The 20261-nt window shown below is 50.9% G+C and carries 18 protein-coding genes; 5 read left to right on the forward strand and 13 right to left on the reverse strand.

The annotated features are described in order from the left end of the window. Window positions 1-16: 16 nt before the first annotated feature. The 3 genes from pnpS to ACFQ0N_RS10790 form a co-directional block, all read right to left on the reverse strand. Window positions 17-1810: a two-component system histidine kinase PnpS gene (gene pnpS / locus ACFQ0N_RS10780; RefSeq protein ID WP_379325737.1), complete on the reverse strand. Its 1794-nt coding sequence runs from the start codon at window positions 1808-1810 to the stop codon at window positions 17-19. A 31-nt stretch (window positions 1811-1841) separates the two neighbouring features. Further along, a complete protein-coding gene (locus ACFQ0N_RS10785; RefSeq protein ID WP_379325739.1) occupies window positions 1842-2774 on the reverse strand; it encodes a bile acid:sodium symporter family protein in 933 nt (310 codons plus the stop codon). 62 nt (window positions 2775-2836) lie between these two features. After that, window positions 2837-4381, reverse strand: coding sequence for a fumarate hydratase (locus ACFQ0N_RS10790; RefSeq protein ID WP_379325741.1), 1545 nt, complete (start codon window positions 4379-4381; stop codon window positions 2837-2839). Window positions 4382-4518: 137 nt separating this feature from the next. Here ACFQ0N_RS10790 and yfbR point away from each other — a divergent pair, with 137 nt between their 5' ends. After that, entirely contained in the window at window positions 4519-5118 is a 600-nt protein-coding gene (gene yfbR, locus ACFQ0N_RS10795; RefSeq protein ID WP_379326027.1) for a 5'-deoxynucleotidase, read from the forward strand. A gap of 56 nt (window positions 5119-5174) precedes the next feature. Here yfbR and ACFQ0N_RS10800 read toward each other — a convergent pair whose 3' ends face one another. From ACFQ0N_RS10800 to ACFQ0N_RS10820, 5 genes are all read right to left on the reverse strand, one after another. Then, window positions 5175-5363 (reverse strand): hypothetical protein, encoded by a 189-nt coding sequence (locus tag ACFQ0N_RS10800; RefSeq protein WP_379325743.1) that lies wholly within the window; start codon window positions 5361-5363, stop codon window positions 5175-5177. 16 nt (window positions 5364-5379) lie between these two features. Then, on the reverse strand, window positions 5380-8298 hold the full coding sequence (locus ACFQ0N_RS10805) for a DEAD/DEAH box helicase (RefSeq protein ID WP_379325745.1): 2919 nt from the start codon (window positions 8296-8298) through the stop codon (window positions 5380-5382). Further along, entirely contained in the window at window positions 8295-9863 is a 1569-nt protein-coding gene (locus ACFQ0N_RS10810; RefSeq protein WP_379325747.1) for a hypothetical protein, read from the reverse strand. Before ACFQ0N_RS10810 ends, ACFQ0N_RS10805 begins: the two co-directional genes overlap by 4 nt. A 100-nt stretch (window positions 9864-9963) precedes the next feature. Then, a complete protein-coding gene (locus ACFQ0N_RS10815) occupies window positions 9964-10446 on the reverse strand; it encodes a GNAT family N-acetyltransferase (protein ID WP_379325749.1) in 483 nt (160 codons plus the stop codon). An 83-nt stretch (window positions 10447-10529) separates the two neighbouring features. Further along, window positions 10530-12284, reverse strand: coding sequence for a sensor histidine kinase (locus ACFQ0N_RS10820; protein WP_379325750.1), 1755 nt, complete (start codon window positions 12282-12284; stop codon window positions 10530-10532). A gap of 216 nt (window positions 12285-12500) precedes the next feature. On the opposite strand from ACFQ0N_RS10820, the gene glsA reads away from it, so the two are divergent. Together glsA and ACFQ0N_RS10830 are read left to right on the forward strand one after the other, a co-directional pair. Further along, a complete protein-coding gene (gene glsA, locus ACFQ0N_RS10825) occupies window positions 12501-13436 on the forward strand; it encodes a glutaminase A (RefSeq protein ID WP_379325751.1) in 936 nt (311 codons plus the stop codon). Window positions 13437-13514: 78 nt separating this feature from the next. Further along, entirely contained in the window at window positions 13515-13679 is a 165-nt protein-coding gene (locus tag ACFQ0N_RS10830; RefSeq protein WP_379325753.1) for a hypothetical protein, read from the forward strand. Between the two features lie 99 nt (window positions 13680-13778). Here the strand turns inward: ACFQ0N_RS10830 and ACFQ0N_RS10835 are convergent, their stop codons facing one another. Both ACFQ0N_RS10835 and ACFQ0N_RS10840 read right to left on the reverse strand, forming a co-directional pair. Further along, window positions 13779-14999 carry a cation:proton antiporter gene (locus tag ACFQ0N_RS10835; RefSeq protein WP_379325755.1) on the reverse strand — a complete coding sequence of 407 codons (1221 nt, stop codon included), beginning with the start codon at window positions 14997-14999 and terminating at the stop codon, window positions 13779-13781. 3 nt (window positions 15000-15002) lie between these two features. Further along, window positions 15003-15497, reverse strand: coding sequence for a cation:proton antiporter regulatory subunit (locus ACFQ0N_RS10840; RefSeq protein ID WP_379325757.1), 495 nt, complete (start codon window positions 15495-15497; stop codon window positions 15003-15005). Between the two features lie 415 nt (window positions 15498-15912). Here ACFQ0N_RS10840 and ACFQ0N_RS10845 point away from each other — a divergent pair, with 415 nt between their 5' ends. After that, window positions 15913-16137: a helix-turn-helix domain-containing protein gene (locus ACFQ0N_RS10845; protein ID WP_204819491.1), complete on the forward strand. Its 225-nt coding sequence runs from the start codon at window positions 15913-15915 to the stop codon at window positions 16135-16137. A gap of 136 nt (window positions 16138-16273) precedes the next feature. Here the strand turns inward: ACFQ0N_RS10845 and ACFQ0N_RS10850 are convergent, their stop codons facing one another. Beyond that, entirely contained in the window at window positions 16274-17191 is a 918-nt protein-coding gene (locus tag ACFQ0N_RS10850; RefSeq protein ID WP_379325759.1) for a copper amine oxidase N-terminal domain-containing protein, read from the reverse strand. Between the two features lie 173 nt (window positions 17192-17364). Then, on the reverse strand, window positions 17365-18282 hold the full coding sequence (locus ACFQ0N_RS10855) for a phytanoyl-CoA dioxygenase family protein (RefSeq protein ID WP_379325761.1): 918 nt from the start codon (window positions 18280-18282) through the stop codon (window positions 17365-17367). A 176-nt stretch (window positions 18283-18458) separates the two neighbouring features. On the opposite strand from ACFQ0N_RS10855, the gene ACFQ0N_RS10860 reads away from it, so the two are divergent. Beyond that, on the forward strand, window positions 18459-19313 hold the full coding sequence (locus tag ACFQ0N_RS10860; RefSeq protein WP_379325763.1) for a helix-turn-helix transcriptional regulator: 855 nt from the start codon (window positions 18459-18461) through the stop codon (window positions 19311-19313). 49 nt (window positions 19314-19362) lie between these two features. Here ACFQ0N_RS10860 and ACFQ0N_RS10865 read toward each other — a convergent pair whose 3' ends face one another. After that, window positions 19363-20172 carry a YhcN/YlaJ family sporulation lipoprotein gene (locus tag ACFQ0N_RS10865; RefSeq protein ID WP_379325765.1) on the reverse strand — a complete coding sequence of 270 codons (810 nt, stop codon included), beginning with the start codon at window positions 20170-20172 and terminating at the stop codon, window positions 19363-19365. Window positions 20173-20261 lie beyond the last annotated feature (89 nt).

Genomic DNA, 20261 nt, shown 5'->3' on the forward strand with positions numbered 1-20261 from the left:
CAATCGGGTAAACCTTTTATTGCAGCACAGGCAGCTCAATGATAAATGTCGAGCCTACTCCGACCTCGCTCTCTACCGCGATTGTTCCGTTATGCAGCTCAACTAGATGTTTGACGATCGATAAGCCGAGTCCCGTTCCGCCTGACCCGCGCGAGCGTGCCTTGTCGACTCGATAAAAGCGTTCAAAGATACGCGGCAAATCCTTTTTAGGTATGCCTATCCCTGTATCAGAAATGGTTAACCGCACGAAATCATAATCCCCGTCACTGCCATGCGTGCCTGCCGGACCTACTTTAATCGAGACCTTCCCGCCCTCCGGCGTATAATTAATCCCGTTGCCGAGCAGATTCATCACGATTTGCCGCAGCCGGTCCTCGTCAGCTTCTACATAAAGGCCGGGTTCTGCGTTCATTTCCAGCGTAATATGCTTGCGGCTTGCCTCAGCGGACAACAATTCCAGCGTCTTCTTCGTAAAGCTGTACATATCGACGGGGGAAAACTGCAGCGGCACCCGGCGAGACTCGATTTTGGACAGCTCCAAAATATCGCCAATCAGCCTGTTCAGCCGCTCACTCTCATCGAATATAATTTGCAAAAACGAACGTGTCGTCTCCTCATCCTTCACTGCGCCGCCAAGCAGCGTCTCGGCAAAGCCCTTTACGGCTGCGATCGGCGTTTTCAGCTCATGCGACACATTTGCGACGAATTCACTGCGCATCCGCTCCAGACGACGTATCGCCGACACATCCTGCAGAACGAGCAGCACGCCGCCGAACTGCTGATCGTCCTCAAAAATCGGCACTAAATTAAGATCGAGCAACCGCTCTTCGGGAAAATAAAACGTAATTTCTTCACGCAAATGCTCCTTGCGCTCCAAACCGTCCTGAATAATTTGCGACAGCTCATACTGCTGCTTCGCTTCCGAATAATGCCGCCCGACCAATTTTTGCGCTGTAATGCCCAGCACTTCCTCGGCAAAACGATTTAGCAGCACAACTTGTCCGGAGCGGTCGATCATGACGATGCCGTTGATCATATTGTCCAGAACGCTTTCCAGCTGATTCTCGTTCTGATGAATACGTTCCATCTGCACCTGCAGGCTGTCAGCCATTGCATTTATAGCCTGTCCAAGCTCACCAATTTCATCCTGCTTGCGCACCTCGACGCGAGTGTGATAATCCAGATTTTGAATCCGTTTGGCGACCCCTGTTATTTGCTCGAGCGGCCTTGTCAAGCTGCGCGCCAGCCGATAGCTCACCGCCGCCGCCGCTGCAAATAACAACAACAACCCGATGCCTAGGACGGTCCAAATATGCCACATGCTGGAATCGACCGTTTTCAAGCTAAGGGCGAGACGAATATAAGCCGATTGCGGATCGGCCGGGTTGACTTTTTTGGTTACATAGAGCAAATTTTCGCCAAGCGTATCGCTATAGCGAATCGTCCGGCCAATCCCTTCCCGGCTCGCTTCCTCCACCTCTTTGCGGCTCGCATGATTGTCCATCGTCCGCGGATCGTGGTCGGAATCGCCAAGCACCATGCCGCTGCCGCTCACAAAGGTCACCCGCGCATCCGTAACTTGCTTCAATTCCTTCGCCTGAGCTGTGTAATAATCATATAATTGTTCCGGCTCGCCCTGCGGCCATTCCATCTGGCGTAAAATAATGTTCATTTCGCGTATCATATTATCCTGCAGCGCATCAATATGATTGTCTTTATACGTTTTCGCCATAAAGAGCCCCGCAGCAAGCACCGATATGCCAACCATTGCTACCATAATTACTGTCAACCGTGTTCGAAAACTGTTCATCTCGCTCCGTCCTCTACGAATGGTATCGCCACTATCGTACCTGTCCTTCTTGCTCCGCGCCAGCCTTTGGCTTGTAAAGTTTTTGTAAAACATAATGATGCACCGTTGCCAGCGGCTGCTGAATCAGGATCGACAGGACGACAGGAACTGCAGCCAGCGGGCTGAAATACCCTAATGCGAGCACAGTCCCTAGCGATATGTTGCGCATTCCTGACGCATATGACACAGTCGTTTGTATTTCCCGGCTTCGATAAGGGATCGCTCCGAAGAATCCCACCGCGTAACAGAGCCCGACTAGCAAAATCGCGATCGGAATTATCGTTATCAGATCGCCCTTCAGCGCCGAGGCTTGCGGGGCAATCGCCGCAGCATTCAAAGCGACTACCGCTACAAAGCAAAGCTTGGAGAGCGGCGCGGCGTAAGGCTGCACCGCAGCCTGAATGCGCCCCCCGGACAACTGATGCAGCCCCACCCCGATCACGGTCGGCAGCACAATAATAATAAGCAGATCCGTTATCATCTGCATCGTATCTGCTTCGACCGTTGTATGAAACAGCAAATGCAGTCCAGCCGGCACGACGAATGGGCTCAACGCCGAATCGATAACGACCATTGCCAACATGAGCGGCACGCTGCCGCCCGACATGCCAACCCAAAGTACGGTTGATACACCTAGCGGAATAATCGTAAACAAGACGAGGCCAACCACGTAGGGCGAGTCTGATCCGAAGATCAGGCTCCCTATCCCGTAGGCAATAAGCGGTGACAGCACATGGGTCAATACGAAGGTCCATACCATTACACCCGGCCGCCGCAATACAGCCGCAAGCTGCTTCACTCCGCAGCCGATCGCCATCGTCAGCGTAACAAAGGCGAACAAATAGGGCACATACGGGACAAAGCGATGCAGCTCCGCTGAAAAAAGAAATCCCAGGACGAGTGATCCGGGGATAAGAAGAAACATCCATTGTTCAAAACGTTTATTAAAAGCTAATCCGAAAGCGCGCGTAGTGCATCCCTCTTTTTTTATTTGAATACCGGTTCTTTAAACTGCGCCAGCTTCGCCTTGGAATCCTGCTCGACATCCGCATGCAAGCTGTTGCCGTGCGCATCCATCGTCACGATAGCCGCAAAGCCCTCGGTCTGCAAATGCCACATCGCCTCCGGAATGCCAAATTCCATGAAATCGACGCTGTTGACATTTTTGAAGCATTCTGCGTAATACTGCGCGGCTCCGCCGATTGCATTCAAGTATACGGCGCCATGCTCCTGCAGAGCAGCCAATGTTTTGGCACCCATGCCGCCCTTGCCGATGACGGCGCGGATGCCGAATTTTTTAATAATATCGCCTTGGTAAGGCTCCTCGCGGATGCTTGTCGTAGGTCCGGCCGCCTTGACATGCCAGCCCTGCTCATCCTGCAGCATGACCGGTCCGCAGTGATAAATTACCGCGCCGTTCAAGTCGACAGGCGCATCGTGATCCATCAAATGCTTATGCAGCGCATCGCGGCCGGTATGCATCTCGCCGTTAATGATGACGATATCGCCTACCTTAAGCGAGCGCACCTGCTCTTCCGAGATCGGCGTATTCAGCACCACTTCGCGGCGCTCCGGCTGATTATCCACCGCTGCTGCCGCGGCGTCGGCCGCTGCCGACTTCATCGGCGTGTCTGTGCCGCTAGGATAAATCCAGCTTTTTCTTTGGCCGGTAGCGCCATCGAGCAAGGCGCCTTGACGGCGATAAGCCCAGCAGTTGTAGGCTACCGATACAAAGAAGCTTGCCGGCAGACGATTCATGACGCCGATTTTGCAGCCAAGCAGCGTAACTTGGCCGCCGAAGCCCATCGTGCCGATGCCGAGCTTATTGGCATTTTCCATCACATAGTCTTCCAGCTTGGCCAAATCCGGATTCGGATTCGTATCGTCGACATGGCGGAACAGTTGCTGCTTCGCCAGCTCATAGCCGGTTGTCCGGTCGCCGCCGATGCCTACGCCGATAAAGCCTGCGCTGCAGCCTTGGCCTTGGGCTTGATACACGGCATGCATAATACATTTGCGAATACCGTCAAGATCGCGGCCTGCTTTGCCCAAGCCTTCCAGCTCAGCAGGCAGGCTGTATTGAATATTTTTGTTCTCGCAACCGCCGCCCTTAAGAATAAGACGGATGTCTATGTCGTCATTTTCCCATTGCTCAAAATGGATAACAGGCGTTCCCGGCCCTAAATTATCGCCAGTATTAGCACCTGTCAAAGAATCTACAGAGTTGGTCCGCAGCTTGCCGTCCTTCGTTGCCCGGGCAATGGCATTGCGGATCTGCTGCTTCATAATGATTTGATTGGCGCCTACCGGTGTATGGACTATAAATGTCGGCATTCCCGTATCCTGACAAATCGGCGACACTCTCGTCTCCGCCATCTCAATATTGGTAGCAATTGTCGAAAGCGACAGCCCCGCGCGCGTTGCCCGGTCCTCCGCCTCCTGTGCAGCTTGAATCGTTTTGCGAACATCGCCCGGCAGATTAGTAGAAGTTTCCACAATAAGATCGTATACGCTTTGTTCAAAATGTTGCATAACGTGCAGCCTGCTCCTCTCTCTAGTCGCATTTCATCTTTAGTTATATAATAGCATATACACTTCCCTTATAGGCAGTAAAATATGGAGAAGAGGTGATCCTACTGGACGATAAACATAACGCGGGCAGCCATTTTATGGCCTACCTGTACCGGTTGCGCTACATTGAGCGCTGGAGTCTGATGCGCAATACGACCCGCGAAAATGTCGCTGAGCATTCCTATCATGTCGCCCTGCTCGCTCATATGCTGTGCGAGATTGGCAATCGCATTTTTGGGCGCTCGCTCAACTCTGACCGCGTTGTAACGCTAGCTTTATTCCACGACGCAACCGAGGTATTCACCGGCGATATCCCGACACCGGTCAAGCATCATAATCCGAAAATGCTCGCCAACTTCCGCGATATTGAGGCGATGGCCGCCGAGCGGCTGCTGGCCATGGTCCCTCCCCAGCTTCTCCCGGCCTATACGCCGTTGATCAGCAGCTCCAGCAAGCAGCAGCCAGACGGGGAGGACCTGCTTCTGCTCCGCATGTTAAAGGCAGCCGACCTGCTTGACGCCTACATTAAATGCTTATCCGAGCTCTCCTCGGGCAACCGCGAATTTGCTGTCGCCAAAGGACAAACCGAAGCGGCGCTGGCCCGGCTGGAGCTGCCTGAGATCGACTGGTTTTTGACGCATATGGCGCCCAGCTTCAGCAAAACATTGGATGAATTGTCCGAGCAGGACGACGACTAAAACCGGCTGCCCGGGACTGCACAATGATGCTTGTGCCCCCGGGCAGCCGGTTTGCGTCAATATCTCATTTCCCGTACCGCTTTCGCAATCGAGCGATACAGATCTTGCCAATGCGGAGCGATGCCGTCATCCATCTGACCGGACTGCTGCTCTTGCTCTTCTTTATCCGTGCCAGGCTGTCCGCTGCCTAGACGATCAATCGCCTGCACGCTTTGCTCCCCTTTTCCGTCATTTAGCTGCGCCATCCTAAAATCCGCCCTCCTAACCCTTCAAGCGCTGTCTGCGCAGTGTAAACAATTCACGCAGCTCATCCGTTGACAGTTCTGTGATCCAGCTTTCCGATTGTCCTACCACTTGCTCATTGAGCGACTGCTTGCGGGCAATCATATCGCTGATCCGCTCCTCCAGCGTACCGAGCGTTACATATTTATGCACTTGAACATTGCGCGTCTGCCCGATGCGGAAGGCGCGGTCTGTCGCCTGATTCTCTACAGCGGGATTCCACCAGCGGTCGAAGTGAATGACATGATTGGCTGCCGTCAGATTAAGCCCGGTGCCGCCCGCTTTGAGCGATAGCACAAAAGCGCAGCCCGGCTCCCGCTCATTCTGGAACCCCTCAATCATCGCATCGCGGCCCACCTTCGGCACACCGCCGTGCAAATAAGGAACCGGCAAGCCAATCCGCTCCTCCAGCAGCTTTTTGATCGCAGCTCCCATCTCGACATATTGGGTAAAAATCAAGCAGCGCTCGCCTTCCGCGGCGATTTCCTCTACCATTTCCAGCAAACGCAGCAGCTTGTTGGAGCGCTCTGGGTCCCAGGCGCCGGCTGCTTTGCCCGGCTCTTCCTTCAAAAGCAGGCTTGGATGATCACACACCTGCTTCAGCTTGGTCAATGTCGCCAAAATTAATCCCCTGCGCTGCATCGGACCGAGCTTCTCCAGATCGGCAAGCAGATCGCTCACAATATTTTCATACAGCGTCCCCTGCTCAACCGTTAGCGATAAATAGGTTTGCGATTCATTTTTTTCCGGCAAAGACAGCTGGATCGCCGGATCCTTCTTCCCGCGCCGCAGCAAAAACGGCTTTACCCAGCGCTGCAGTTCGGCAATCAGCTCTTCATTCCGTTCGCGCTCGATCGGAAGGATGATCGCCCGCCGAAACTCGCCCATGCTGCCCAGATAGCCGGGATTAATAAAATCGTAGATCGACCACAGCTCTGTCAAGCGGTTTTCCATCGGTGTGCCGGTCAAGGCTATGCGATGATTCGCCTGCAAAGTCCGAATCGCCGCTGATTGCTTGGTATAGTAATTTTTAATATTTTGCGCCTCATCCAGACAGACGACATCCCACTTGGCCGTGCCAAGCTCCTCTTCATCAAGCGGAGCAAGCGCATAAGAAGTAATTACGAGATCCGCTTCTGCAGCAGCTTCGGCAAACGCTTCGCCGCGCAACCGCCGCGGGCCGTAATGGACGTAGACGCTCATTGCAGGGGCGAATCGCTCCAGCTCCTTCTCCCAGTTGCCGATAACCGAAGTAGGACATATGAGCAGCGATGGCCCCAGCGCTCCGCCCTGCTCAAACACATGCTGCAAATACGCCGTGAATTGGATCGTCTTCCCGAGCCCCATATCATCGGCCAGGCAGCCGCCCAGCCCGAACCTGCGCAAATAGGCCAGCCACGACACGCCTTGCAGCTGATAAGGGCGCAGCTCGCCTTGGAAGGCTTCGGGCTTGTCAACGATCGGCAGCTCAGCCGTTTCGTTCAATTGCCCCAACCAAGCCTGCAAATGCGCATTCAGCTCAACTTCCGCCTCCAGTGCATCCGTATCCTCCGTTTCCGCCTCCAATTCAGCCGCGCCGCGCAAATGCATCTCCAATACGTCGCGCATCGTAAAGTTCATCTTGCCGCCCTTTTTCTTCAGCCACTTGCTGATCCTTGCAACATCCTCGGGAGCCAGATAGACCCACTCTCCGTCAATATGCAGCAATCGCCGCTGCTCTTCGGCCAAACGCATAAATTCGCTTTCGCTAATGCTGACATCGCCGATCGCCAGCTTCCAGTCAAAGTCAACAATTTGCTGCAAGCCAAAGGTTGGCGTCTCCCGCGAGCCAACAGAGGATTTCACCTTCGCCCGCAGCCTCAGCTTGCGGCTGCGTACCGCCTCCCACCAGCCGGGAAGCAGAACGAGACAGCCGGCAGCAAGCAACCGCGGACCCGCCTCCTCCAAAAACAGAAAAGCCTCCTTATCCGACAGCTCGGTTTTGAGCATCGCAGCTTCATTAGCTGCGGCGGAACTATCGGACGCGCCGTTTCCCCAATCCGGCAGTGCAGCAATCCACTTCGCTTCTTCCTTCCGCATCCGTTCGGCGAAGCATTCTTTCCACTGATCCGGTATCTCATCCGGCAAGCGCCAGCGCAGCGGCTGCTCCCCCCTGCCATTATCCTCCTCCAGAGTGAGCCATTTGCCCCCTTCGGTCCTGTCCTGAACAGCCGGGCGGAGACGCCAGCCAGCCTTCCCATCCGGCTCCAGCAGTTGCAGCGCCAAACGAAACGGCACTTCATCGCGCTTCATGCCGATGGCAATCAGCCAATCGTCTTCATCGGCCGCCTTCATATAAAGAGCCGATTCTCCTGTTTCATAAACGGCATTCTGCCATTCAATTTTAACGTCCGAATCTTCGGCAATAAGCCGTTCAACCACCTGGCTGAGCCATTGTTGCAAAATTGAGACTTCTGCAGGTAAGAGCGACAGAGTTTCTTCGCGCAGCGATCCGGCGCCAGATTGCGGCAGCCGGAGGCGCCAGGCGCGCTGCCCTTCCGACCAATGCAGCCAATCCGGCATAAACCAGCCGCCGAGCAATGCCTCCCGAATAATTCTGGCCATTCTCATTAACAATTGCAGGTTCTCATGCCATACAATCTGCAGCAGACGCACCGGTTTCGGCGAAGATAAATAATCCATCGCCAGCAGCGGATCGAGCACGAGCTCCAGCTCCTTCCGCCTGCCTTCGCGCTCCGTCACCTCAGCGCCGTACCAAGAAGGGGCATGCCAGGCAAAAAGAAGGGGGCGCAGCCGCGGCGTCAATCCGGCGGCAGGCTCTACGGTTAACACCACCCCGTCAGCATTGTCCCAATAACCGTCAACTTGGATGATTTCCGTCCCTGAGTAACCTCTCATGTAATGATTTTTCCCCTCCAGAGCTCTTCTTGTAAGGCGCGCAGCCGCTGATATTTTTGAACAAGACCGGCTACATACCGCCGCCAGCGTTCCAACTGACCATCCGCCTTGTACAGCCGCTCCAATTTTTTCATTAGCTTCACCGCCGTCTTGTAGCCCTGACGATTGCGATTGCGGATCGCTGTATCGATCGCTTGATGATATAGGGGCATCAGCACGCGCGGCGCCTCCTTGGATACTTCGCGCAAATGCTGGACATCAATCTCGCCAGGATCGACGGCAAGCAGAATTTGCAGATCGGCCCATTGATCATATTGCTGCCGTCCGAGCCAATGCGCGGCCAAAGCCGAATAGGAAAACGGCAAAAAGTCTATCAAATACTGCTGCCAGCGCGGATTTTGCGGCTGCTTCTCGTCGGCAGCGCAGCACATCTCAATAAAAGGGCCGAATGCCGGCGTCTTCCTTTCCCTGCTTAACTCCTTATATATATAATCCATCCACATCTCAAGCTGCGGCCATGCCTCTTCATTCAGCCGCCGGCGAGCAAAGCTGCAGGCAAGCACACCTGATCTTGTAAAAGGCGCTTTGCTTATTAAAGCTACAGCCTCTGTATCTTCCTGATCTGTAAAAGTCAGGAAAGCCAGCGCCAACGGGTAAAATATAGGCTCACGCCCCGAACGCTCAAGCTCTGCCATTTGCTGGCCCAGCCAAGCCTCCTCCGGCTGGCGAAACTGCGGAACCTGCACCAGCTGTCGCCACAGGGCAAAATAAAGCGTCTCCCAGCGGTGCAGTTGATTCGAACGCTCCATATCGCGTTTTCGAAAAAAATAAATCAAGCTTTGCAGCGCTTTCTGCTCCTGCTCCGTCAGCTCGGCGGCATCAAGCTGCTGCATCAGCTCTTTATAATTTTGAATCCATGGCTCCGTCATCCGCGAAAAAGCCATTTCATAATAATAACGATTGTAGCTGTCCGTTATGCGGTAGGCTGCTTCGGCCTGTTCCAAAACGAACAAAATCGCATGGATCCAGTGGAGCTTTTTTATAATCGGCCCCCAGTCCTTGGATTGGCTTTTGATGCTGGAGAGCACCTGCTGCAGCGGATGAAGGGAATGACGGCATTGATGCCAGCTTTGCCCGTACTCTGCTGTCATTTCCCCCAGCCACTGCTGCGGGTCGCCCCCATCTGCCGGCAGTTCCTTCCCGGCGCTAATTGAAGGGGCCGCTTTGCTACCGCCGCCAAGCAGCCGATTATGCGCCTCCTCGGCATCGTATCCCGCATTCGTACAATAGGCATAATAGACGGCAACCATATGATCGCAGCTTCCTTTGTACAGACAAGTACAAGTATTGAATTGACTGTCTTCGGTATCGAGCGTGACGGCGACAATTTCCGGCGCTTTGACTACGCCATAGATGGAATGGCCAACTACTGCTTGAACGGAGAGCACTTTTTCACGGCGGTAAAGATCCCAGCCGCGCTCCAGCAAATGTTGTGGCATTGTGCCTGCAAAGCGATTTTCCAATGAAATCCTTTTTTCTTCACTAAGCCGAAAATAGCTGATCATCTCCGTCCCTCCGATCACTTTCAAGCATCTTTTCATTATAACAAAAATAAAAGCTCTTTGCTCTGCAGCGCACGCGCCAAGAACAAAAAGCTTTTTCGAATTAAGATAACGCCGATCTAAGCATGCCTTCATAGATGCCGGGCATAGAGCCTTCAATTACTGTAGCGCCGACCACTTTCTCATAAAATGCTACCGGTCCGGCTCCGCCGATAACCGCATAACCATACCCGTTTTCCCTCATTGCCCGCAAGGTTTCCAAAAAGAGCTGCTTGCCAATGCCAAGCCCGCGAGCATCCTCCGCTACGCCTGTAGGGCCGAAAAAGCCTTTGCAGGTTGCATCATAGCAAGCAAAGCCTAACAGCTTATCGTCCTTGACGGCAATATAACAGCTGACCGGCTGCCGGGCAATCGCCACCTCGCATTCACTGCGCCACCCTTTGCCAAAATGCGACTCGACCCATTCCCCAATGACGATCATCTCCGGCCCGAGCGCGCGGCGAATGGTAACTCCGGTACGTTCTTTGTAGCTCGCTGCCGTCTCGTCCTCCGGCAAGTTGTACAATTTCACTAACATATCAGGCATTTGTCGATTCTCCTCTTCAATTAATCCATTAACAGTATACACAAATTGCTCCGGTGCGCCTATAGTTCTCGCGACTGCGGTTATCAATGCGGAATGCGAATGACAAAAGTAACGATGCCGATCCCTTCCTCCTCCTCAAAACTTACCTCGATCGATCCTTTATACTGATCCACGATCGTTTTGACAATCGCCAGCCCAAGACCGGAATGATTACCCGCTTTTGTCGTAAAGCCGGGCTTGAACAAATCCTGCTCATTTAATCCGGCCGTATGCTCGCAGTAATTGCTGACGGTAAATTCGATCACCGTCTGATGCTGGCGGCCGATCAATTGCACCACGCGCCGCTCTTCTTCCAGCTTCATTACTTCATCGAAAGCATTGTCGATGAGATTGCCGAGCAAACGGGTCAAATCGAGCGTCTTTACTCCTAAAGCCAGGCGCTGCAAATCGGCAATATCAGTTTCAAATTTAATTTTATGCGATTCCGCTTGTGAAATCTTGGAACGGATTAAGGCCGCTATAGCCGGATTGCCAATATGTATGATATCGTTTAGCTGCCTAATTTCCCCTGTTAGTTCCGCCGTGTAGGCCTTAAGTTCCTTTATCTTGTTCATTGCAGCCAGCGCATCGATCGTCTGCACATGATTCAGAAAATCATGGCGCTGTTCCCGCATCGAACGAAACAAGCTATTAATTTCATCCACATAGGTCTCTTGTGTCCGGCGTACAAGCTTATCGCGCGCTTTGCGCCACATCGTAACGATTAAATAGCCAAAAACAATGCTAAGCGCAGTAATGCCTGCCATTTTAAGCGCAATATGAGTAAATTGCTTGTTCAAAATCGTTTCAATCGATTTGTAGTCAGCGACTAGCGCCAAGATATAACGAGAAATCGGCTCCCCATTCTCGTCAAGCATATTGGTTGAATTGTCTACATCTACCGGGATGAACATCTTAATAACATGCGCGTCATTAATTTTTGCATTAAGCATGACAGGAAGATTCGTCTCATTGGCTTCCTGCACGTAGCCCACTTCGTCATCATGAACGTATTGATGAGTTCCAAAAATGATCGGCTGCTGGGTAATATGCTTCAGCTCGGCTCCCTTTTCGTTCTTCGTAGTTAATGGGCCAAGCGGCAAAGTACGCGGATTAATAACCGTAATTTCCAGCAAGGAGTGATTGGCACGCAGCGTTTTATCTATTAATGTGCTTACACCTGTCTGTTCGTCATAAGGCTGCTGCCTGCTCTCATAGCTGACATAGGGATCGATAATATAATTCGTCGTTCCGTCATAATAATAGCCCCACTTGCGCACCTTGTTTGTCTCGGATTGCGCAAATTCAAACGGGCCTGACCAAAAATTTTTAAGCCGCTGTCCCCAGTCAATTGATACATTGTAGGTGTCAAACAATTGTATAAACGCTTGATGCCAAGGACGCCAATTTTTCGTCTTCAAGCCTGACTCTATAGGATCAGAGGACTTATACAGCTCTATATCGTCATGCGATCGCTTCAATAATGTAATGTGCAGCATATCCAGCTTGCGGCTTACTTCAGCCAGCTGATGTTCAGTTACCTTTTCAACGTCGGCATCCAGGGCATTTTGCGCGGCGATGGCCGCAGCCCGCAATTCTCTGCCGATTTGCTCCTGAAACTTCTCTGCGCCTTGCCGGGACAATTCAATTGAAATTTCGATCTGCTTTGCGACTGACAGCAGCTCATGGCTCAAGCTCTCTTCCAGTGATTTTTTCGTCGTAAAATAATAGAATGCGTTATTGACCCCTAACAATACAACAATCAACACAATGGCAAGCAACCATACGTTGAAGCGCATTATCATTCGACTCTCTGATTCCCCTCTACAATTCTCTGTAAAGCTCTAATTTAAAAGTATGATCACTGTCCTATTATGACCGATTTCCAAGTGAAGAACAATGATTTATTAACGATTCGCGGACAGTTATGACAATATAAGACAAAACTTCGGCATGGATCGACATTCTTCTACATACAATAAGCCAAATGTGCCAAAACACGGAGGCTTGATGAAATGGCCGAAATTACGCCGGAGCAGCTGCAAACCTGGCTGAATCACAGCCGCAAATATGCCGCAGCGGGCGAGGTAGCGAGCTATATTCCCGAATTGCGCCATGCGCCGCGCGATGCACTCGGCATTACTTTGATCGGCTGCGATGGCCGCAGCATAACGGCCGGAGATTGCAGTGTTCCCTTTACTTTGCAAAGTATTTCCAAAGTGTTCACCTTGCTGCTGGCGCTTATCGATAATGGAGAAGCTGCTGTATTTGCCAAGGTCGGCATGGAACCAAGCGGGGATGATTACAACTCCATGCTGAAGCTCGAGCTCGTCGAGCCCGGTATTCCCTTCAATCCGCTTATTAATGCGGGCGCGATTACCATTACTTCGCTCATCCATGGCCCTTCCCCCGCTGAAAAGACAAAGCGGATTATGCAGTTTTTTCAAGAAATTGCCGGGAACGCCCCGCTCAGAATCAATGAGGCTGTTTATCACTCCGAAGCAGAGACCGCCCATCGCAACCGCTCTTTAGCGTATTTTTTAAAAGATAATGCAGTTCTTGGGGACGATATCGATGTCGAGGACGTGCTGGAAACCTATTTTAACCAGTGCGCGATCGAGGTTCACTGCTCAACTTTAGCGCGTATGGCGCTCGTTCTAGCCAATAATGGCGTTGACCCGCACAACGGCCGGACGCTAATTCCCCGTCGCTATGTACAAATCGCCAAAACCTTTATGGTTACCTGCGGCATGTATAATGCTTCCGGACAGTTCGCCATCCGAGCCGGAATCGCAGCCAAAAGCGGCGTATCAGGCGGCATTCTCGCCCTCGTTCCTCAGCGATGGGGAATTGGCGTGATCGGCCCTTCCCTCGACCGGAAAGGCAACAGCATTGCCGGCATTCATCTGCTGGAAACGATGTCGGCCGCTCTCGATTGGAGTCTATTCTAAGCCAAGCCGATACGTTAAAATGAGGCGAAAAAGGGCATCCTGATAAGGGTTCAATACTTTAAAGGAGGTTCATGGCTCATGGCCGATATGCCCTATCAAGCGGCTTTATTATCAAGCGAGGAGCTGCAAAAGCTGCAGCAATGGGAACAGCAGTTTTCCCGTGAAACCGGCAAAAACATCGTCCTCGTCGCATACCAGGAACAGGCGGAGAAACCTGCCTTTTCTGCTTCCCCGCAATCATGACAAAAAAGATCGTCCGCTCTTTCTGACCAGAAGCACTCAGGAAGAGCAGACGACCTCTTTTTTTTGTATAGAATGGCCGGACGCTTAGACGCTCGCAAGCTATTTCATAGTTTCGCGCTCCTTGCCAAATCCTAGCCTTTTTTTCAGCACAAAGTAAATATCGTAAATTCTTTTCGATTCCTTCGTCAGCAGCGGGCCAAGCACCGCCAATATTAGAACATACATGACGGCAAATGATTGTATCATCGGCATCAAGCCGCCTGCTTTCCCGATATTGGCCATAATGATTGAAAACTCCCCGCGCGAAACGAGTGTAAATCCGATATTGACAGAAGCCCGGTTAGTCAAGCCGGAAATCTTCCCCGCGATCACGCCGGCCGCATAGTTGCCAATAATGGTTAAAATAACAGCCAGTACAGCCATTCCAACTGCGCCGCCTAATGACGCTGGCTCGATCGTCAAACCAAATCCAAAGAAAAATACAGCGCCAAAAAAATCGCGAAACGGTAAAACCTGATGCTCGATCCGCTTCACATGCTTGGATTCGCCAAGGACCAGCCCAATCATTAGCGCCCCTATTGCTTCAGCAACATGCAGCGTCTCCGAAAAGCCTGCCACCAGAAACAGCATTGTCATAATCATTAATAAAAACATCTCTGACGACTGAATATTAAGACCGATATCGAGATATTTGATCACCTTGCGGCCAATCATTAAAAAGACCACAATAAACACCAGCGCCGATAAAGAAATAAGCAGCACATTGACAAATGATGTTGCACCGCTCAGCACAAGTCCTGTCAAAATCGAAATATGCACGGCAATAAACAGATCGTCAAACATAATCATGCCCATGATCACTTCAGTCTCAGGATTAGCCGTCCGCTTCAAATCGACCAGCACCTTGGCGACAATCGCAGTCGATGAGCTCGTCATAATGCCGCACACTACTAACGTTTCCTTAATAGGCAGACCCATGATCCAGCACAGCAGTAAGCCCGAAACAAAGTTAAGCGCTACATAGAAGGTGCCGCCAACTATAATTGCTTTTCCCGATTTCATTAGACGGGTAACCGAAAATTCCAGTCCCAAATAAAATAATAAAAACAAGATGCCAAGCCGGCCCATAAAATCAATAAATGTCGAGCTTTCAATAAATCGCAGATCAATGATCCAAAAATGCGGCGCATGCGGCCCTACGGCCATGCCCACTAAAATATAAAATGGAATGACTGAAAAGCGCAGCTTCGTGGAAATCAGGCCGACAATCGTAATAAGAGCAACCGCCAATCCTACTTCAAACACTAAGTTGTTGTCCATAGGCTATTCGCCTCCATGCATAAGCAGCTGCTTCAGCTGCTTCAATTGCATTCGCTCTCCTGCTACGACCAATGTCGCACCTGCCGCCAAGGCTTGCTCAGGCCCGGGATTGATATGCTTCCTCTTATCCTTCTCCACGATCGCAATAATGGTGGCCCCAGTCCTGTGCCGGATATTCAGCTCACCGATCTGCTTGCCGATGCAGGCGGAAGTCGGCTCTACCCGAATCCACTCAATGACAAGGTCTTCCAGCGCCATTTCCTGGTTCTCTAATGCCTGCGGCTTGTAGGTAATCCCTGCGACGATCGCCGATACCATTCTGGCTTCATCATCATCCAGCGTCACCATGGACTGCACCTCATCCGGTTCATTCGCATTCATATGGAATAGATCGCGCCGCCCATCATTATGAACAACCATGACCAGCGTATCGCCGCTGCGGGTTTCCAGGCGATACTTCTGCCCGATTCCCGGCAGGTTGGTTTCCTTTAAATTCAACTCTGCTCACCTCCTTTTTCCATACAGATCGCAGGCATGCCAAAAAGAGCGACCAGATGCCTCTTTTCGCCCGAAATGTTGTACCTATTCCCTTTCGCCGCTGCTTGTCTCACCCGCTGCTTTCTAAGGCGCATCATAGATATCACCCCCGATTTGCTGAAGCATTTCGCTGGGACTTCCAACAGAGCTGTTCATACCGCTCTCCTCCTTCTCCTTTTTGTACAGACCTTTGTCACCTTGCAGAGGTCTTGCCGCTATCTTATCAGACTCCACCCGTTATATCCAGCGCGGCATACATTGCAGTGCCCATTTTTCCCGGAAACCGCACCACTGTAATCGCCCTTTCATACAATAACTTGACTGTATCCCTTCACTTGTAAACACCAAAAAACCCGAGCAAGGAGGGGTGACAAACTTGAAAGGTAGCGACCAAAAGAGCAAATTTTTATTGACCCACCGTGAGCGTGAAGTATTCGAGCTGCTAGTACAGGATAAGACGACAAGGGATATTGCTCAACAATTGTTCATAAGTGAGAAAACCGTTCGCAACCATATTTCTAATGTGATGCAAAAATTGAACGTTAAGGGTCGTTCACAAGCGGTTGTCGAGCTGATCAAGCTTGGGGAGCTAAAAATTTGATAGGTTGATCGTATACCTTGGCGAGCCTCTTCGCTGCCTCCAATCCACCCGGGCAGCAGGAGGCTCATTGATTTTTTTACCAAAAAACCTCTGATCCCACAATCGGTCAGAGGCTTCATGCATGCAGCTATTGATTTTACACAGTCGTAATGGTAATCGTTTGGGAGGCTTTGTCCCACTTTACGTCGGCGCCAAGCGACTCGCTAATAAACCGCAACGGAACCATTGTATTACCGTTTATGAGTTGAGCGGGCATCTGCAAGGTTACTGCTGTCCCGTTCACTTTCGCCTGCTTGCTGCCCACCTTCAAATAAATGGTAGTACTGTCTTTCTTCGCAGTGACCGACTGCTCACGATTGTTCCACTTCAGCTCTGCGCCAAGCCGCTCAAATATCGCCCGCATCGGCACGAGCGTATTTCCGCTCTTCATCACAGGGGGCTGCACGAAGCTTTGCAATTCGCCGTCAATGATGACTTTGATCTGATCAAAGCTGATCTGAAGCGGCTTTACGTCGATCCCTTTGCCGAAATACCGTTCTCTTAGATCCGAAATATCATTTACCGATTCCGTCCGCTGCCGGATGAGTTTACGCAAAGTTTCGTCGCGCAAGTCTGTAAGCTCACGTATTGTATTCGTACGCAAATTGTTAATGGAAGACATGGCGCTTTCGCGCGCATTTTTCAAATCGTCTTCACCCTCGTTCAAAATTCGGTCTATTTTGGTCTGCGTGTCTGATTTGGTTGCATGCCCCTGCTTATAAGCCCACATTGTGCCTGTCGAGTAGCTGCTGTTGCTCTCGTTGCGAAGCTTCCACATAAGGCCGGTACTGTAGGCTGGATTAAAGTCATTCTTATAAGCCCACATCGTGCCTGTCGAATAGTTTGGATTGATGGCGTTTTTATATTTCCACATGGCACTTGTGCTGTAATCAGGATTAATCTGGGTGCGAAAATGCCAATGCGCGCTTGTCGAATAAGAAGGATTGCTTTCTTTGCTGTACTTCCAAAGGGCGCCTGTCGAATAATCCGGATTGGTTTCTCTTTTGACCTCCATTAGTCATTCTGGTTGCACTGATCAATCGCTTCCCATGATGATGATAGCGCTGTACCCAAGAAATAACAATCCACTTCACATAAAACTTTATTAAAGATTTACCAGCGCACAGACAAAAACAAGCCAGCTTCGAAGCTAACTTCGAAACCGGCTGTAAAGCTGGCTACAAGAGACTATCCATGCCGCCAGTATGTCTCGTGCGCAAAACGATATTGCTGTGGCTGCTGCGGCTCAGGGATGGCGAAGGCGCCCGCCGGCCGATAGACGAATGCCGTCTCTCCAGCGGCATAGGGCTGCTGCTGGCGCCGCTCGATGCAATCGATCAGCATATTTTGTTTCAGCGATAAATATTCCAGTGTATGCGGCCCTTGCGCCGCTTCAATTTCTCCCGGGCGGAACTCATAATATACGGTGCGCCGCAACGGATTGCCATCGCCAGCCGGCGAGCCGTGCAGCACCTCAATATTGTGCAAAATCACATCACCCGGCTTCATGGGCACAGGAATCGCATCATCAGTCTGAAATCCATCCCGGCGGCAACGTTCATCCGCTTCTGCTTGTGACCATAAATGACTGCCGGGTATAACCCAGAGACAGGTTTTCAAATCGGCTTCATCCAGATAAAAATCAACATTGAAGATCGGACGCGGATCGCTGCAGCCTTCAGGGAACGCAGCATCGCGATGCCATGGCACGACAATCCCCTCGCCCGGCGCTTTTAACACCATCGAATCCCAGGTCGGAATAAAATTCCGGCCTTGCAGCTTTTCTACCGAGGCTAAAATATAAGGATGTCCGAGCAAAGCCTTCATCGTGTCGCTTTTATCGATTACATACTCGATGCGATGCAAGGTCGATTGGCCTGATTTCATCCCCTTTGCATAGCGAAAGTCGGGGTGGTCGACTACTGTTTTCATACCATAATCATACAGTCTCGCCATCTCTCTTTGTACTTCGCCCAACTCATCAACGCCAAGCACATTGCGAATAATTAAAAAGCCATTTTCCAGAAAATACTTTGCTTCTTCCTCGGTTATACAAGGATTTAGCCTTGCATCGGCAAAGAACGGGTCATGGTTTATTTGGGTCATTACAATCGCTCCCTCTATTACAAATGGCATTTCCTTCATGTCTAGTATAAAAGAAATGCACCGGACGGTATTTAGTTCAAAGTAACAATTTGGTTGCCGAAATCACTTCAAGAGGCTATACTAAACTTCATGCGTGCAAACGCTTTACTGGAAGTGCACATGTAAGGAGGTCGGCCATGGATACAGCGCCTTTTACCGGGCACCATTTCCCGCTGCCAGCTCATGCAGAAGGCAAATATTATTTTCCGCCCTATATTACACTAGCTCATTTGTTTCATGCGCCGGACCGCTGGGGTCTCGCGCCTCGTACGCTGAACAGCTACCAATTTCAATATGTAGTCGAAGGAATTGCCGAATATGAAATCGAAGGACGTACCATTACGACGAGAAGAGGGGATTTAATTTACCACTCCCCCAATCAATTGCATGAGGTGCACACCATTCCGGGCGAGCCTTATATTTGCATCTCTATTTTGTTTCATTTTGGCAGACAGCATTATCCTGTAGAAGAACTGCTTGGCCAAGATCGCTATCTCGGCAATTTTGCCGGACATAAGATTGAGAAAAAGCTGTCTCAGCTTATTTCCCACTACCATCAGCCAGGGCTTTCCCATCACGCCGCCTGCCAAGGCTTGTTGATGCAATTATTTGCCGATTTATCGGGCTGGAAGCAGGAACAGACGGAGACAGAAGGACAACATAAAATAAAGGCGAAAATGGTACTGATCCGCAATCATATCGCTGGCCACTACAATCGTGAAATCAGGCACAAGGAATTGGAGCAATTATCAGGCTTGAGCCGCAACTACATCATTGTCAAATTTCGCAAAGCCTTCGGTATGACGCCATTTGAATACATGACCAGCGTCCGGATCGAACGCGCCAAGGAGCTAGCGATACAGACCAATATGTCCATCAGTGAAATAGCAACAACTGTCGGGTATGCAGACGTGCATACTTTTGGGCGGATGTTTAAAAATAATATGGGGGTCAGCCTTAGTCAGTTTTGCTCTTCGCTTGTCACTGAATAACAAAGAGACACCAGCGATTCCTATGCAGGAACAAGGTGTCTCTAAGTCCTTACTGGCTGCTTGTTCCCGACTTTGCCGGAAATATGCGTTCAACCATGGCATTAAATTCGACAATAAACCCTGAGATCGGATGCCCTTGGCGAACATCTTCCATATAGCCGGTCATGCGGCTGACAAAATCCGGGTTGGCTGAAACATATACATGCTGGATTTGCGGAGCCATCCGCTTCACTTCATTGGCAATGCGATCTTTGAGCGACCTGTCGATGGCACGCTCTGACGGCACATCGGCATGCTGGTGATAAACTTGGTTTTGATGAGCATAATAAGGGCGATTCGAATGAGTCTTGGTTTCATCGTAGCTCCGTGTACTATCAATGGCTCTCGTTCCCAGCATGTCATAATCCTTGGCGCTCGGCTGTGCGCGATTTTCCGGTACGCCATGAATACTGGTCATGCCGTAGCTTTTGCGGATGTTATAGTTAGACTCCTGCGGCAATAAACTGCTTTTAGTACGCGATAAGGGACGGGACTGAGCCTTGGTTCCTCTTTCACTTTTGGTAGTAACCGCCACGTATGCATTCTGATCGGTCAACATGACAAAAGCTCCGTCAACTTCCTTCATCGAAGTGATCTTGTCGGATATCTCCTGGCTCATTTCCATCCTGTGGTTCCGATGCAGTCCCATCAGGTTGTTGCTGTTCAAACGTCCATTTTCAAGCCGATGCTTTTCGTAGCTTACGCTTTGCTTGCGCAGGTTGATATTGCCGATATCTCCTTGCCGCTCCATACAGCCTGCGGTCAGCAATGTGCTGCCCAGCATCGCACCAGCCGCCAATACCGCCCATTGTCGTTTCATCTTCGCAACGCACTCCTGTCGTTTGAGTTAGTCCTTTTGCGACCATTCATAGGATTCGCTGATCTGGGCATTGGTATGCTGGCAATATT

Origin of the sequence: Paenibacillus sp. GCM10027626, assembly GCF_042676285.1 — a bacterium.
In the GTDB taxonomy this organism is placed as follows: Bacteria; Bacillota; Bacilli; order Paenibacillales; family Paenibacillaceae; genus Paenibacillus_Z.

What these genes read in the sequence shown, in the direction of transcription:
- pnpS (WP_379325737.1), bottom strand. Translation starts at nt 1,810, where the DNA reads ATGAACAGTTTTCGAACACGGTTGACAGTAATTATGGTAGCAATGGTT.
- ACFQ0N_RS10785 (WP_379325739.1), bottom strand. Translation starts at nt 2,774, where the DNA reads ATGTTTCTTCTTATCCCCGGATCACTCGTCCTGGGATTTCTTTTTTCA.
- ACFQ0N_RS10790 (WP_379325741.1), bottom strand. Translation starts at nt 4,381, where the DNA reads ATGCAACATTTTGAACAAAGCGTATACGATCTTATTGTGGAAACTTCT.
- yfbR (WP_379326027.1), top strand. Translation starts at nt 4,519, where the DNA reads ATGGCCTACCTGTACCGGTTGCGCTACATTGAGCGCTGGAGTCTGATG.
- ACFQ0N_RS10800 (WP_379325743.1), bottom strand. Translation starts at nt 5,363, where the DNA reads ATGGCGCAGCTAAATGACGGAAAAGGGGAGCAAAGCGTGCAGGCGATT.
- ACFQ0N_RS10805 (WP_379325745.1), bottom strand. Translation starts at nt 8,298, where the DNA reads ATGAGAGGTTACTCAGGGACGGAAATCATCCAAGTTGACGGTTATTGG.
- ACFQ0N_RS10810 (WP_379325747.1), bottom strand. Translation starts at nt 9,863, where the DNA reads ATGATCAGCTATTTTCGGCTTAGTGAAGAAAAAAGGATTTCATTGGAA.
- ACFQ0N_RS10815 (WP_379325749.1), bottom strand. Translation starts at nt 10,446, where the DNA reads ATGCCTGATATGTTAGTGAAATTGTACAACTTGCCGGAGGACGAGACG.
- ACFQ0N_RS10820 (WP_379325750.1), bottom strand. Translation starts at nt 12,284, where the DNA reads ATGCGCTTCAACGTATGGTTGCTTGCCATTGTGTTGATTGTTGTATTG.
- glsA (WP_379325751.1), top strand. Translation starts at nt 12,501, where the DNA reads ATGGCCGAAATTACGCCGGAGCAGCTGCAAACCTGGCTGAATCACAGC.
- ACFQ0N_RS10830 (WP_379325753.1), top strand. Translation starts at nt 13,515, where the DNA reads ATGGCCGATATGCCCTATCAAGCGGCTTTATTATCAAGCGAGGAGCTG.
- ACFQ0N_RS10835 (WP_379325755.1), bottom strand. Translation starts at nt 14,999, where the DNA reads ATGGACAACAACTTAGTGTTTGAAGTAGGATTGGCGGTTGCTCTTATT.
- ACFQ0N_RS10850 (WP_379325759.1), bottom strand. Translation starts at nt 17,191, where the DNA reads ATGGAGGTCAAAAGAGAAACCAATCCGGATTATTCGACAGGCGCCCTT.
- ACFQ0N_RS10855 (WP_379325761.1), bottom strand. Translation starts at nt 18,282, where the DNA reads ATGACCCAAATAAACCATGACCCGTTCTTTGCCGATGCAAGGCTAAAT.
- ACFQ0N_RS10860 (WP_379325763.1), top strand. Translation starts at nt 18,459, where the DNA reads ATGGATACAGCGCCTTTTACCGGGCACCATTTCCCGCTGCCAGCTCAT.
- ACFQ0N_RS10865 (WP_379325765.1), bottom strand. Translation starts at nt 20,172, where the DNA reads ATGAAACGACAATGGGCGGTATTGGCGGCTGGTGCGATGCTGGGCAGC.